9 protein-coding genes are annotated in these 15363 nt (G+C 52.7%); 6 read left to right on the forward strand and 3 right to left on the reverse strand.

Annotated features, from left to right (window positions below):
• Window positions 1-11 precede the first annotated feature (11 nt).
• Complete coding sequence (lysA, locus tag WKR14_RS18645) at window positions 12-1256, reverse strand: diaminopimelate decarboxylase (RefSeq protein WP_025889832.1); 1245 nt, start codon at window positions 1254-1256, stop codon at window positions 12-14.
• Window positions 1257-1406, reverse strand: coding sequence for an LPS translocon maturation chaperone LptM (lptM, locus tag WKR14_RS18650; protein WP_165564220.1), 150 nt, complete (start codon window positions 1404-1406; stop codon window positions 1257-1259). It lies immediately after the preceding gene.
• 80 nt (window positions 1407-1486) lie between these two features.
• Here lptM and cyaY point away from each other — a divergent pair, with 80 nt between their 5' ends.
• Entirely contained in the window at window positions 1487-1816 is a 330-nt protein-coding gene (gene cyaY / locus WKR14_RS18655; protein WP_025011356.1) for an iron donor protein CyaY, read from the forward strand.
• Window positions 1817-1830: 14 nt separating this feature from the next.
• Here the strand turns inward: cyaY and WKR14_RS18660 are convergent, their stop codons facing one another.
• Complete coding sequence (locus WKR14_RS18660; RefSeq protein ID WP_335921468.1) at window positions 1831-4254, reverse strand: class I adenylate cyclase; 2424 nt, start codon at window positions 4252-4254, stop codon at window positions 1831-1833.
• A gap of 202 nt (window positions 4255-4456) precedes the next feature.
• On the opposite strand from WKR14_RS18660, the gene hemC reads away from it, so the two are divergent.
• The 5 genes from hemC (at window position 4457) to WKR14_RS18685 (ending at window position 15236) form a co-directional block, all read left to right on the forward strand.
• Window positions 4457-5386 carry a hydroxymethylbilane synthase gene (hemC, locus tag WKR14_RS18665; protein WP_165565745.1) on the forward strand — a complete coding sequence of 310 codons (930 nt, stop codon included), beginning with the start codon at window positions 4457-4459 and terminating at the stop codon, window positions 5384-5386.
• A gap of 12 nt (window positions 5387-5398) precedes the next feature.
• Window positions 5399-6127 (forward strand): uroporphyrinogen-III synthase, encoded by a 729-nt coding sequence (locus WKR14_RS18670; RefSeq protein WP_339087081.1) that lies wholly within the window; start codon window positions 5399-5401, stop codon window positions 6125-6127.
• 51 nt (window positions 6128-6178) lie between these two features.
• The gene (locus tag WKR14_RS18675) at window positions 6179-7288 is read left to right on the forward strand and encodes a uroporphyrinogen-III C-methyltransferase (protein WP_335921466.1); all 1110 of its coding nucleotides are present in this window, start codon (window positions 6179-6181) and stop codon (window positions 7286-7288) included.
• Complete coding sequence (locus WKR14_RS18680) at window positions 7285-8454, forward strand: heme biosynthesis HemY N-terminal domain-containing protein (RefSeq protein WP_226685108.1); 1170 nt, start codon at window positions 7285-7287, stop codon at window positions 8452-8454. Before WKR14_RS18675 ends, WKR14_RS18680 begins: the two co-directional genes overlap by 4 nt.
• Window positions 8455-8729: 275 nt before the next feature.
• A complete protein-coding gene (locus tag WKR14_RS18685; protein WP_339087082.1) occupies window positions 8730-15236 on the forward strand; it encodes a retention module-containing protein in 6507 nt (2168 codons plus the stop codon).
• The last annotated feature ends 127 nt before the right edge of the window (window positions 15237-15363 follow it).

The following is a 15363-nucleotide window of genomic DNA, read 5'->3' on the forward strand; positions in this document are numbered from 1 at the left end:
CTTACACTAGTTTACGGCAGCAAGTGCTCACCTTGCCACAGTTGTTCCAGCTTTTCCCGTTCACGCACCAGATAATGTTCACTGCCATCGACCATGACTTCAGCCGCTCGCGGACGGGTGTTGTAGTTGGAGGACATCACAAAGCCATAAGCACCGCTGGAACGCACCGCCAGCAGGTCTTTGGCTTGCAGCACCAAGGCGCGTGATTTACCCAGAAAATCCCCGGTTTCACACACTGGGCCGACTATGTCGTATTCCCGGCTTTCACCCTCTCTTGGCTGCACCGGGATAATCTGCTGCCAGGCGCTGTAGAGTGACGGCCGGATAAGGTCATTCATGGCACCGTCCACTATCGCAAAATGCTTGCCGGCATTCTCTTTCTGGAACAGCACCTGGGTGACAAAGATCCCGGCATTGGCGGCAATCGCCCTGCCCGGTTCGAAAATTAGCTTCAGTGGTCGTTCACCCAGACGCTCGAGCAACGCGGCGGCATACTTGTCCGGTTGTGGCGGTGTTTCTTCATCATAGGTGACCCCCAGGCCACCGCCCACGTCCAGATGCTCAATCACTATGCCTTTTTCTGCCAGCCTATCGATCAATGCCAGCATTCTGTCCATGGCATCGAGAAACGGCCTGAGCTCAGTAAGCTGTGAGCCGATATGGCAGTCAGCGCCCTTGATAGCCAAGTGCGGCAAGGATTGCACCTGCAGGAAGGCTTCCTCGGCTTCATCCATGGCGATACCGAACTTGTTTTCTTTCAGGCCGGTGGAGATATAGGGGTGAGTACCGGCATCCACATCCGGGTTGATCCGCAAGGAAACCGGCGCCTGTTTACCCAAAGAGCCTGCCACTTCGTTGAGCAGTTCAAGCTCGGCGCGGGATTCAACATTGAAGCAATATATACCCAGCTCCAGTGCCAGCTTCATTTCCGCCGCTGTCTTGCCGACACCGGAAAACACCACCTTGGCCGGATCGCCACCTGCGGTGATTACCCGGGTCAGTTCTCCGCCTGAGACAATATCAAAGCCACTACCAAGGCGTGCCAACACATTGAGCACCGCCAGATTGGAGTTGGCCTTAACCGCATAGCAGATAAGGTGCGGATGACTGGCCACGGCCCTATCAAAGGCATGCCAATGGCGCTCCAGTGTCGCCCGCGAATAAATATACAAAGGCGTACCATATTGAGCCGCCAAATCGGCTACGGCGCAGTCTTCGGCATACAGAGCCTGAGCTTGATACTGAAAATGATCCAATTAGTTTTCCTCTGTCGATTGCTGGGGTTGTTCGGTTTGTTCCGCCTGGGGTTGGTTCTCCGGCAGATCCGGGCTCTTGTAAAGAACGCCTTTTTGACCACAACCAAGCAGCATCAGGCTAGCAAGCATCAGGGATAAAAACAGTCTCATTTTACTCAACATCTGGGCAGCAGGATTACATTAGCCTTATAATCGCATTCATCTTGATGAAAGCAAAGGACAGATATTCCATGGCCATGACAGATACCGAATATCATCAGCTCGCCGATGAAATGTTCGACCGGATAGAAACCGCAATTGAGAATGCAATCGATGAACAAGATGCCGATGTTGATATCGACGCTTCAGGCAATGTGCTGCAGCTCGAATTCGCCGACAGCTCCAAAATAGTGATTAACAAGCAGGAACCACTGCACCAGATCTGGGTAGCAACCCGTTTCGGTGGTTATCACTTTGGTTATGTCGATGGTAAATGGATAGACGAGCGCAACGGCGGCGAATTTATGCCCTTCGTCAGAGAGTCCATCAGCCGCCAAGGCGGTATAGAACTGTCGTTCTAATGATTTAGGGGCGGTCAGAACTCTGTCTGCGCCGCCCTTGCCGTAACCCCGAAAGGCACCACATCCAGATTACCGCTCTGGCGCACCAGGCGGAAAAACTGCGGAAAGTTGAACTGATTTTTAAGGTTCAGTACTTCACCGAAGGCGTAATGCTGGGTGACAGTATTCACCAATTCACTGACATCCGGATTGCTGTGCACATAGTGGCTCAAGCCATTTCCTTCATCCAATACAAACACGTCCAACTCATCTTCCCGGCTACGCAGGAAATACTGGATCACCCCTTTCACCGCATAGTTCTGGATAACCTCGGGCACCTTGACCCAAGGATCGTTAGCAAGCTCGGGCCTTGGCAGACTTTGTAGCTCGCCCCTGGCCAACTGACGATAGAGGGACTTCACATCGCTGAGATCCCGGTAACTCATGCCCTTGGCATCGAAAAACAAGCCATATTTCTTTTCACCCAGTTGCAGTGGCTGCACTAAAGTCTTGGACGGACAGGCGTCTTTTATCAGTCGGTGCACCTGCTTGAGAGTATCCACTACAGTTTGTTCCAGCTGGGACTGTAGCTTTTGCGAGGCACTGACAACATCGAAGGCCACCTGTTGTGGCGCTCTTCTCATACCTGGAGTGGCGAAGGCGATGGCCTCCAGCAGGGCCTTCTCACCGCTAAAGCTGTGGCAATGCCATTCCCCCCAGGAGTTAAGGCTCATCAGTTGTACCGAACCCAGCAAACTGGCTGCCGGTTTTCCTGTCGCCAGCAGGTTGCTGCCCATGAGTTCAAGCATCAAGGTTTGACCCTGCCAATGTTCGCTGGGGTCCTGCTCCAAATTAAGGATCCACACCAACTTGCGATAATGCCAAGGCTGGCACAGATCCAGTTTCGACACCCGCCATTTCTTGTCTTCGGTATAAGGCAGCAGACGTTCGGCCACCTGGTTAAGACGCCGACACCGTAGACGCCCCGTGCCGTATTCAAACCAACGACTATGGTTGGTTGCCACCCCATTAAGGCAGGCCCAAATCATCAAAGAAGCGGCATCATCGGCCTGATAGATGGCTACTTCGCCCATAAACTGCCGCGGCTCCGGAAATAGACGATAGAGATGACAACGGCCATCCTGTTCGCTGCGAACTATGGTCAAATTCGGCTCAGCCAGCGACTGACTCCAAAGCCTATTGAGCCGCAGGATCTGCTGCTTGTCTTCGCTGAAATAGGTGTGCAGCTTACGAGTCAACAGCCCCAAGTCTTCTACTTTAAAGTACTCACTCAGCCTGTGAGTCGAAGCGAAATGCAAAAGAGTTTGATAGCTGGCCAGCATCAACTCGTTAAGTTGAGCGTTGAACCACTGAAGCTGGCCACTGTGCCAATGTTCGCAATCATCCAGAGTAATCAGCAGGCTCTGGGGCCATTCCCACTGCTCCACCAATTGCTTGAGTTTGTGGTAGCGCCAATCGTGACACTGCTCGAGATCACTGAGCCTGATACCACACTTGAGGTAAAAGCAGCGGCGCACTATCTCCAGCCGACGATCATCTCCCACTTTAAGCAGATAAGACTCGATATATTGATACAGGAGCAGATAGGCGTCGTTGGCGTTGGAAAAGTCACCGGCCAGAGTTCTCAACCATACCCATTCACTGACCAGATTGGTTTGTGGATAGTTGCTGGCATAGGCTTCCAGCAGCAGCACCTTGAGCAGGGCCTTGTGCGGCTTGTCCAAGCCTTTGTAGAGCTGCCATAAAGAGGCACCAAAATACTCATTGGCGGGTAGTTGGTGCACATCACCAAGAAACAGAAAATCGCTGCAAGGCTGAGCATTGGGCCACCAGGCGACCGTCTTGCCGGCCAGGCGGATATGGCTGCGGTAGAACTCTTCCAGCAGCAACCAATGTTGGGCGCTGCCGCTGTGTTCATGCCCCAATAGCTCCCATTCGGCGTCCTGATAGCAAGTGTCATCACGGCAAAACTGCCGCGGGTGTACCAGATAAAAGTTCACCTCGAATTGAAAGCCGGCAAACCAGCGGGTGAGTTTTAGGCTCTTCTCCCGCAGCAGTTCCATTTCCTCCTGGGTTAGCCCGGCGTCATAGACCAACCAGACATCCACATCACTCTTGGGGTTCTGGCCAAAACTGGCGGTGCTGCCCATTACGTAAACCCCTTCCAGTACAGGACTGGCATGCTGTGAGTCTTCGAGCAGTGGCAACTTGAGAGTAGCGAGCGATTCTTTGAGCTCGACAGAGTGGTGGAATCCCTTGATACCGCAGGGTGTCATGGGGCCGTTGTATCCGGGCAAGCGGTTGTGATGCTGATGCAACAACAGAGGGATCAGGTTAAACAGATGCCTTTGCAGTGGGGAAAACAGCGCCTGAGCACGGGCCAAACGCACTCGATTGAGGCGCTCGGCGTATTCGGCGTATTGTCGCTGACGTTCGATCATCCGAATTTCACTATCCCTGAACCAGTTAGATGATCATGCTAACACTTTTAAGGTAGCAGGCAAGTAATGAGATCAAGATCACACTATTTGGCGAAAATTTAACGTGCCCACTTCAAAGATTGAGCAGCGTTCGGTGCCATTCTCCAATAGGCAATGTTAGCATTGGCGCATTTAATGTACTCTCACGGAAAAGATTGGCATGTCAGAAAATCGCATTCGCATAGCAACACGTAAAAGCCCTCTCGCCATGTGGCAGGCAGAATTTGTTAAAGCCGAGCTGGAACGCACTCATCCCGGGCTGACAGTAGAGCTGCTGCCAATGAGCACCAAGGGTGATGTCATCCTGGATACTCCTCTGGCCAAAGTAGGCGGCAAGGGATTGTTCGTTAAAGAGCTGGAAGTCGCCATGCTGGAAGACCAAGCTGATATCGCGGTGCACTCCATGAAAGATGTGCCGGTTGAATTCCCGGAAGGTCTGGGATTGGAAGTGATCTGTGAACGTGAAGATCCCCGTGATGCCTTCGTTTCCAACAGCTACAAGAGTATAGATGAACTGCCTCAAGGCGCGGTTGTCGGTACTTCAAGCCTGCGCCGTCAATGTCAGCTCAGAGCCCGTCGCCCGGACCTTATCATCAAAGATCTGCGTGGCAACGTGGGAACCCGTCTGGGTAAGCTGGATGCCGGTGAATATGATGCCATCATTCTGGCTGCCGCCGGACTTATCCGCTTGAAACTGTCAGAGCGTATTGCCAGCTTTATCAGCGCCGAAGAATCACTGCCGGCCAACGGCCAGGGTGCTGTCGGCATCGAATGTCGCACCAATGATGAGCGGGTAAAAGCCTTGCTGGCACCGCTTGAACATAAAGAAACCCGCTACAGGGTATTGGCCGAAAGAGCAATGAATACGCGTCTGGAAGGAGGTTGCCAGGTACCTATCGGAGCTTATGCCGAGATCCAGGGAGAACAACTGACCTTGAGAGGTTTGGTAGGTAATCCTGACGGTTCTGAAGTCATTTCAGGAGTGGTAAGTGGTCATCAAGACGAAGCGGTGGCCCTGGGTAACGCCCTGGCAGAAGAACTGCTGAGCAAAGGCGCCAAAACCATATTGGATGCCGTTTACGGCAAATAACAAGGCGGCACTATGAAAGTGTTGTTGACGCGCCCTGAGGGGCGCAATCACGCCATGGAACAGGCGCTGACAGAAAGGGGCATACCTTTTATGGTGACCCCTCTCTTGGCCGTCGAGGCCATGGAAGACAAAAGTATCTCCCCTACCGAGGTGCAGAATGCCGACATCATTGTATTTGTCAGCACCAATGCGGTGCATTTCGGCACTCAAGCGCTGAATGCCTCCTGGCCGTCACACATTCAATATTTTGCCGTCGGCGAAGCCACTTTTGAGGCCTTTGCACATTATGGCATTCAGGGGCATAAGGCTCCGGATGACAATCAACAGACCGAAGGCCTGTTAACCCTGCCAGGACTGCAACCCGAAGTAGTAAAACACAAGAAAGTGGTCATAATTCGGGGCAACGGTGGCCGGGAAGTACTGGGAAAAACACTTCAGCAATATGGCGCTGTAGTCAAGTTCTGGGAGGTCTATCGCCGCACCTGCCCTTCCTATGATGCAGTACAACTGGTCAAGGAATGGCAAGCCTTCGGGATAGACACCATAGTGATCAGCAGTGCAGAAAGCCTGACGAACCTTATCCGGCTGCTGCCAAAAGAGTATTTTGCTTGGCTGCAAGCATGTCATATTATAGTTCCCAGCATTCGGGTGGTAGATAAGGCCGTCGTCGCCGGATTAACTCAGGTGACTGATGCTACGGCGGCCAATAGTAAGGCCGTACTCAAGGCATTGAGGCTTTAGTTTCCCCCCTCCCGATTTCCAGCCCTATTGTCGCGTTAAAGGACTGCATTAATGGATAACAGCAAGCCAGAAGTCGGGAGCGATACCCCCGCACTGCCTACCCAGCCCCAGGATCTCACAGAGCAAGATACCCCTGTGGCGACAGCCAAGCACAGCTCATGGCTCCTGAAACTAACCCTCCTATTGAGCCTGTTGCTGGCACTGCTGGCCTGCGCCACAGGTGCTTATCTCTTTTGGCAACTGCAGCAACAGCAAGCCACCAATGCGCAGCTGGCAACTTCCCTCGAACAAGTCAAACAAGCTCCTGAGGCCAGATTGCAGGCGCTTGAGCAGCAACTGAGAAGCGACCTGCAACAAAATCAACAACAGCAAGGCGCCATAGAACAACTGAGCGAAGCTCAACAACAGATGCAAACCCGTATCGCCACTCTGGCACAGCGCAGCCCCAACCATTGGATGGCGGCAGAAGCCGAATACTTGGTGCGGATGGCGGGACGTAAACTTTGGTTGGAGAAAGATCCGCAAACTGCAACCGGCCTGCTACAGGCCGCCGATGAGCGTATTGCCGCCATGCAGGAGCCATCACTAATGCCACTGCGTCGCGCCCTCGCCAACGATATGGCGGCGGTAAGCGCCATCAAGAATACCGACATCGCAGGTACTGTGTTCACCCTGGATGGCATTATCACTAAGCTGAACAAGCTGCCGCTCAACCGTGTCGGCAGTCAACAAAAGGAGCCGGAAACAGAAAGTAAGATGTCTGACTCTATTGGTGACTGGCAGAGCAACCTGGCCAAGACCTGGAGTGCGCTGAAGGAAGACTTCTTCACTATTCGCAAGATAAGCTCAGATATCACACCACTGCTGTCTCCCCAGCAGGAATGGTACCTGCTCGAAAATATCCGTAATAAACTACTGCAGTCACAGCTGGCCCTCTACCAATATGATGAGCTCAACTACCGCCAATCATTGGCCATGGCCCGCAAATGGATCCAACAATATTTCAACCTTGACGATCCGCGCACCGAAGAAGTGCTGACTGCAATTAATGCTTTGTCCAGTCTGCAGCTGGATCCTATCAATCTGACTAAATTTGAATCCAGCGCCCAGCTCAAGCAGTTGGTCACCTATGGCGAACTCATGCCGGGGGCCGAACTATGATAAGAGTACTCATCTATCTGGTGATTATTCTGGCAGGCGCCTGTCTGAGTCCGCTCTTAGCCGGTAAGACGGGTTATGTTTATATCGCCTTCCTGGATTGGCAACTGGAAACCAACCTGCTGTTTGCCGTTATGGCACTCATCATCTTCTTTGCCCTGCTGCAGCTACTGGAATGGCTGCTTGTCACTATGCTGAATCTGGTATTAAGCAGTCGCTACCTGCCGCGGCGCTGGCGCCGCAATGCCGCCCGCAAGCACACGCTCACCGGCGCCCTGGCGCTGGCAGAAGAAGATTGGCCTGCGGCCGAAAAGGCGATGCAAAAAGGCGCCGAAGCCGGTGAACTGCCCGCTCTTAATTATCTGGCAGCCGCCAGAGCAGCCCAAAGACAGTTCAAAAATGAAGAACGGGATGAGTACCTGAATAAAGCGGCCCAATTGCCTCTGGCGACCCAAGCGGTCACCACCACCAGAGTGCGCTACTACATGCAGCAAGGCGAACTTGAAAAGGCCCGCGAGCAACTGGATAAACTGCAGCCCAGCAGTAAGAGTAAGGCGCCGGTACTACAACTGGCCTTGGAACTTTATCAGAGCCAGCTGGACTGGCAGGCGCTGAAACTATTGCTGCCCACACTGCGTAAAAAACAGCTCCTGGATAATGAAGAGTATGAACTCCTGAACCAAAGAGTAAACAATGCTCTGCTGGCGCAAGCGGCCCTTCGCAACGAGCAGGAACTGGAAAAATGTTGGCACTGGCTAAGCCGCCAGGAACGCAGCCAGCAGCCCAATATGGCGCAATATGCTTTGGGTCTGGCTGGCTTCAACCGCCGTGACGATGCCCTAAAACTGCTGAATAAGGCGCTGAAAAAAGAGCCTTGTGCTGCGGTTTTGGAAGTATTGCCGAAAATTTTTGAGCCGCAGGACAGCGAAACCCTGAAACTGCTGAAAAATTTGGAGCCCAAGCTCGAAAATCATGCCGACTACCAACACTGTATGGCTCAAATTCATGAGCTCTGTCGTGAATTCAGTCTGGCCCGCGCGGCATGGGAACGCTTGTGTCATTTACTGCCCCGCAAAGAATACTGGCTGGCCTTAGCCAAACTTCAGGAACAATTAGCCGATAATCAAGGGGCTTTCAAGAGCTATAAGCAAGCCGCCAAGTGCGACTAATCGATAGATCTTTTCGTAATAAAAAAGCCACTTATTTAGTGGCTTTTTTATTAATCATCACTAGATTATCCGCACACATACTGTAACCGCATGAATGCGAGACAGATTCTAAGATATGGACATTTTGTCCCACCCATACCATTTCGCAGCCATTAACGTCACATATTTGACAGTCTTTGTTTCAACCCCAGACTTAATAATTAATACCTTTAACTGACGCTCATAGGCACAAAGTGACCTTGCCGTCAGTATATGTGTGCAAAGGAGTATGAGTTATGGGCGTCGCAATCAGTAAGCAAGACGCGGTTGTCACCAATCTGGTTGGACAACTCAAGGCCAAGGACGAAAATGGCAATATCCGCGATCTGAATATCGGGGATGTCATTCGCAATGGTGAAGAGATCATCTTCACTGCAAATGATACTTTCACCATAGAATATGCTGATGGTACAAGGCTGACAGAGCAAAATGCACAACCCAGCGCTCAACCTCAGCCAGATGCCTCGGCCGCAGATGTAGCCCAATTTGCCAATGAAGGGGTCGATGCCGAAATAGCCGCATTGCAGGCACAAATACTTGCAGGTGATGACCCTACCGCTAACCTGCCCGCTACAGCTGCCGGTGCCGGGACAGCTGGTAATCAGGGAGGATTCGACTATATCTCCGTAGCCAGGGATGGTTCTGAAGTATTGGCGAGCGCAGGTTACGATACCAGTGGCTTTGAGCAAACTGCCATCACCACCCAAGAAGAAATACTGCTTGAGGACCTTCCTTTGGTGGGCCCTACCCTTGATAGCGGTACAGCCACACTCTCTGATGCCAACTTGCCCACAGGGACGACGCCATCGTCCACAGCCTTGACCCAAACCGGTAACTTGAGCTTTAGCGCCGCAGCCGGTGTGGCAAGCTTGCCCCTGGATGGGATAGCCATTGTCTCTGACGGCGTATTTGATGGCCCTGTCAGTATCAATACCGAATACGGTGTACTCACCATCAGCGCCGTTGACCTGATAAACGGCAATATCAGCTATAGCTTTACCCTCAATTCCGCGGTTGACCACAGCTCAAGTGATGACTTCTCCCAGGCTTTCAACCTGATATTGACCGACCTAGAAGGAAACAGTGTCGGTAATACCCTTACCATCTCGGTACTGGATGACGCTCCAAGCGGCCAGGATGACATCAACAGCGTAGATGAAGACTCACTACTGGCCATTAGCGGCAATCTGCTCGACAACGATGTTCAGGGCGCAGATACCGCACAGGTAACAGCAGCCGGCAGTGGCGGCAACCTTGATAATGCCATATCCAATCAAAGCCAGGTTTCAGGCAGCTACGGCCTGCTGACCCTCAATGCCGATGGCAGTTACAGCTATCAAATCAATTCTACAGCGCAAGCCGTTCAGGCGCTCGCTCAGGGAGAATCGCTGACAGAAACCTTCTCCTATCTGCTGACTGATGCCGATGGTGATACCAGCATCCAGACCTTGACTATCACTATCACTGGCACCAATGATGTACCTGTGATCAGCACTCCCCAGCCGGGTGAGGCCGACGGCGCTGTGCGAGAAGCCGGCCAGTTCGATGACGGCAGCATAGACCCAGGCACCCCTAGTGTCAGTGGCCAACTGAGCGCCAGCGATGTGGATAATGGTGCCGTGCTTATTTGGTCCGGCAGTGCCGACAGCCCTCTTGGCAGCTTCAGCATAGATGCCACCACGGGCGCTTGGAATTATCAGCTCGATAACGCCGCAGCCGATGGGCTGCTGGAAGGTGAAATTCGCACTGAAACCTTCTCTGTTACTGTGACGGATGAGTTTGGCGCCAGCGCCGAGCAACTGGTCACTATTACCATCATAGGGACCAATGACGCCCCTATTCTCAGCGCCGATAGCAGCGGCAGTCTCACCGAAGATGTTGATATCATCAATGGTATACTCAGTGACAGCGGCGCCTTGAGCTTCACCGATGTGGACATTGGTGACAGCCATGTTGTCAGCAGTAGCTACAATGGCGATGCAAGTTGGAGCGGCGGCGCTCTGGATCAAGCCGTCCAGGATGCTCTCGCCCAGGGCTTTAGTGCGGACAATTCCGGCTGGAGTTATGAGATCGCCAACAGCCTGGTGCAGTTCCTCGCCATCGGTGAGACCATCACCTTAAGCTTCACGCTGACGGTCACCGACGACTTTGGCGCCAGTGATTCACAACAAGTCACTCTGACCATTACCGGCACCAATGATGCGCCTGTGCTGAGCATCGACATGAGCGGCGCGGTCACCGAGGATGTCGATGTCATCAATGGCATGCTCAGCGACAGCGGCGACTTGAGCTTCACCGATGTCGATATCAACGACGGCCACAGCGTCAGCAGCAGTTACAACAATGATGTCAGCTGGACCAATAATCCCCCACTGGATCAAGCCACCCAGGATGCATTGGCCGCCGGCTTCAGTGTCGACAACTCCGGCTGGAATTATGAGATTGCCAACAGCCTGGTGCAGTTCCTCGCTGTCGGCGAGACCATCACCTTAAGCTTTGATGTCACTGTCGATGACGGCAACGGCGGCACAGATACCGAGACGGTCACTGTCACCATCACCGGCACCAATGATGCGCCTGTGCTGAGCATCGACATGAGCGGCGCGGTCACCGAGGATGTCGATGTCATCAATGGCATGCTCAGCGACAGCGGCGACTTGAGCTTCACCGATGTCGATATCAACGACGGCCACAGCGTCAGCAGCAGTTACAACAATGATGTCAGCTGGACCAATAATCCCCCACTGGATCAAGCCACCCAGGATGCGCTGGCCGCCGGCTTCAGTGTCGACAACTCCGGCTGGAATTATGAGATTACCAACAGCCTGGTGCAGTTCCTCGCCGTCGGCGAAACCATCACCTTGAGCTTTGATGTCACTGTCGATGACGGCAACGGCGGCACAGATACCGAGACAGTCACTGTCACCATCACCGGCACCAATGATGCGCCTGTGCTGAGCATCGACATGAGCGGCGCGGTCACCGAGGATGTCGATGTCATTAATGGCATGCTCAGCGACAGCGGCGACTTGAGCTTCACCGATGTCGATATCAACGACGGCCACAGCGTCAGCAGCAGTTACAACAATGATGTCAGCTGGACCAATAATCCCCCACTGGATCAAGCCACCCAGGATGCATTGGCCGCCGGCTTCAGTGTCGACAACTCCGGCTGGAATTATGAGATTGCCAACAGCCTGGTGCAGTTCCTCGCTGTCGGCGAGACCATCACCTTAAGCTTTGATGTCACTGTCGATGACGGCAACGGCGGCACAGATACCGAGACGGTCACTGTCACCATCACCGGCACCAATGATGCGCCTGTGCTGAGCATCGACATGAGCGGCGCGGTCACCGAGGATGTCGATGTCATCAATGGCATGCTCAGCGACAGCGGCGACTTGAGCTTCACCGATGTCGATATCAACGACGGCCACAGCGTCAGCAGCAGTTACAACAATGATGTCAGCTGGACCAATAATCCCCCACTGGATCAAGCCACCCAGGATGCGCTGGCCGCCGGCTTCAGTGTCGACAACTCCGGCTGGAATTATGAGATTACCAACAGCCTGGTGCAGTTCCTCGCCGTCGGCGAAACCATCACCTTGAGCTTTGATGTCACTGTCGATGACGGCAACGGCGGCACAGATACCGAGACAGTCACTGTCACCATCACCGGCACCAATGATGCGCCTGTGCTGAGCATCGACATGAGCGGCGCGGTCACCGAGGATGTCGATGTCATTAATGGCATGCTCAGCGACAGCGGCGACCTGAGCTTCACCGATGTCGATATCAACGACAGCCACAGTGTCAGCAGCAGTTACAACAATGATGTCAGCTGGACCAATAATCCCCCACTGGATCAAGCCACCCAGGATGCATTGGCCGCCGGCTTCAGTGTCGACAACTCCGGCTGGAACTATGAAATCGCCAACAGCCTGGTGCAGTTCCTCGCTGTCGGCGAGACCATCACCTTGAGCTTTGATGTCACTGTTGATGACGGCAACGGCGGCACAGATACCGAGACTGTCACTGTCACCATCACCGGCACCAATGATGCGCCTGTGCTGAGCATCGACATGAGCGGCGCGGTCACCGAGGATGTCGATGTCATCAATGGCATGCTCAGCGACAGCGGCGACTTGAGCTTCACCGATGTCGATATCAACGACGGCCACAGCGTCAGCAGCAGTTACAACAATGATGTCAGCTGGACCAATAATCCCCCACTGGATCAAGCCACCCAGGATGCATTGGCCGCCGGCTTCAGTGTCGACAACTCCGGCTGGAATTATGAGATTGCCAACAGCCTGGTGCAGTTCCTCGCTGTCGGCGAGACCATCACCTTAAGCTTTGATGTCACTGTCGATGACGGCAACGGCGGCACAGATACCGAGACGGTCACTGTCACCATCACCGGCACCAATGATGCGCCTGTGCTGAGCATCGACATGAGCGGCGCGGTCACCGAGGATGTCGATGTCATCAATGGCATGCTCAGCGACAGCGGCGACTTGAGCTTCACCGATGTCGATATCAACGACGGCCACAGCGTCAGCAGCAGTTACAACAATGATGTCAGCTGGACCAATAATCCCCCACTGGATCAAGCCACCCAGGATGCGCTGGCCGCCGGCTTCAGTGTCGACAACTCCGGCTGGAATTATGAGATTGCCAACAGCCTGGTGCAGTTCCTCGCCGTCGGCGAGACCATCACCTTAAGCTTTGATGTCACTGTCGATGACGGCAACGGCGGCACAGATACCGAGACTGTCACTGTCACCATCACCGGCACCAATGATGCGCCTGTGCTGAGCATCGACATGAGCGGCGCGGTCACCGAGGATGTCGATGTCATTAATGGCATGCTCAGCGACAGCGGCGACTTGAGCTTCACCGATGTCGATATCAACGACGGCCACGGTGTCAGCAGCAGTTACAATGATGACGCTACATGGAGCAATAATATTCCTCTGGATCCCGCCCTCATTAGCGCCCTGGAAGCCGGTTTCAGTGTCGACAACTCCGGCTGGAACTATGAAATCGCCAACAGCCTGGTGCAGTTCCTCGCCGCCGGTGAGACCATCACCTTGAGCTTTGATGTCACTGTCGATGACGGCAATGGCGGCACAGATACCGAGACAGTCACAATCACCATCAATGGAACCAACGACCCGGTTGAAGGCGAGTTTGCCAAAGAAATCTGGGTTCCGGCCTCCCTGTTGCAACTCTCGGATCCTTATCTTGCCGGTTATCCGCTGAATATTGATGTTCCAACCGATGTAGATGCCACGGATGAAATTAGCATCACAAACCTGAGTCTTGAGTTTATCGACCCTGCAGAAACTGCCGAGCTAGGCTCTATTTGGTACTGGGATGATGGCGAGCAGATGCTGGTGCAGTATGACTTTGACAATCCTGAAGCCTTGTCTGCAGCAGAGTTAGGCAGTCTGGTCTATATGCCGGGTAATAACGGTGATATTGAGGAACAGCTGGATATTTCTCTGACCTTCACAGTCAACTCAGGTACAGATCAGGTGGATGGTGACTTCATCATCCATGCGGTGCCGGGGAACAGCTTAGGAGGGGAAAGTGTCACCATAGGTGATGGTTCATCGCCTTTGACTTCAGGTAATGACCAAGACGCCATTCTCAGTATCAGCGGTGGATTCGCCGATGCGATTAATTTAGCGCCTTCCGCCGGTAGCCTGGATTTATTTACCGACTTCCAAAAATCGCCCTTTGCCATCCCAATCCCCGGCAATGAAAGAGACATTGACACTACCGCAGGCAGCAAGCGGGAAACAGAGGTATCGGTCAGGCTAACCATCAACGGTATTACCTTCATAGTACTGCTGGCTGATCCTGTGGATAACATAGAACAAACTTGGTTCTATGATGCAGATACTGGCTTGATGAAAGCCAGCATTGGCTACAATCAGATAGTGCAAGAATCGGATAACTCGATAACACTTGCTGACTATCTGACCTTGAATCCAGCCCAAGCTGCAGATCAGTGGACTATTACTTACTTCGACAATGATGGAGGCAGCTATCAAGCCAGATATGTACAAGCTGTATTTACTCACGAGCTACTGCCTGATGATGCCATTACAATAACAGGAAGCGACGACATAGATAACCTCATCTTTGGTAGCACTCAGGGTGACTCACTCACCGGGGCTAACCAAAGTGATGAAATTGTCGGTCGCGAAGGGAATGACACCATCAAAGGTCTGGAAGGCGATGACCAATTATTGGGTGGTGCCGGCAATGACCACATCTTTGCCGGGACGGGTGCCGACTATCTGGTTGGTGGCCCCGGCAGTGATCGCTTGGATGCCGGCTCAGATAATGACAGAGATATTCTGATCTGGGATGCCGGGTCTGCAGATGGCAGCACCGATGAAGTCTATAACTTCGCCCCCAACACAGATGCACTGGATTTATCGGATATATTGGTTAATGAAGAAAATGGAGTTTTGGATGATTACCTGGACTTTAGCTTTGTAAATGGCAACACCATCATAACTGTCGACACGACAGGTGCCGGCGGGGACAGTGTCACCATAGTACTGAATGGTGTGGATCTGTCCACAGAGTATGGAACTACCGATGAAGGTTTGATTATTCAATCCCTTATCTCGGATGGTGCATTATTGGTCACTCAACCTGTTGTTCAGGCTTCTCTACCTGAGCCAAATTATACCTATCTATCCGAGGAACAATTAGTCCCTTAACCAAACCACTACTAATCACCAAGTATTTAAACAGAAGCATCAAGCTTCTGTTTTTTTATTAATCAAAATAAAAAATAAATCAATAAAAATCATAACATTACAAACCGTACGAATGGTGTCAAAAAAT

The organism is Shewanella chilikensis (genome assembly GCF_037953065.1).
In the GTDB taxonomy this organism is placed as follows: Bacteria; Pseudomonadota; Gammaproteobacteria; order Enterobacterales; family Shewanellaceae; genus Shewanella; species Shewanella chilikensis.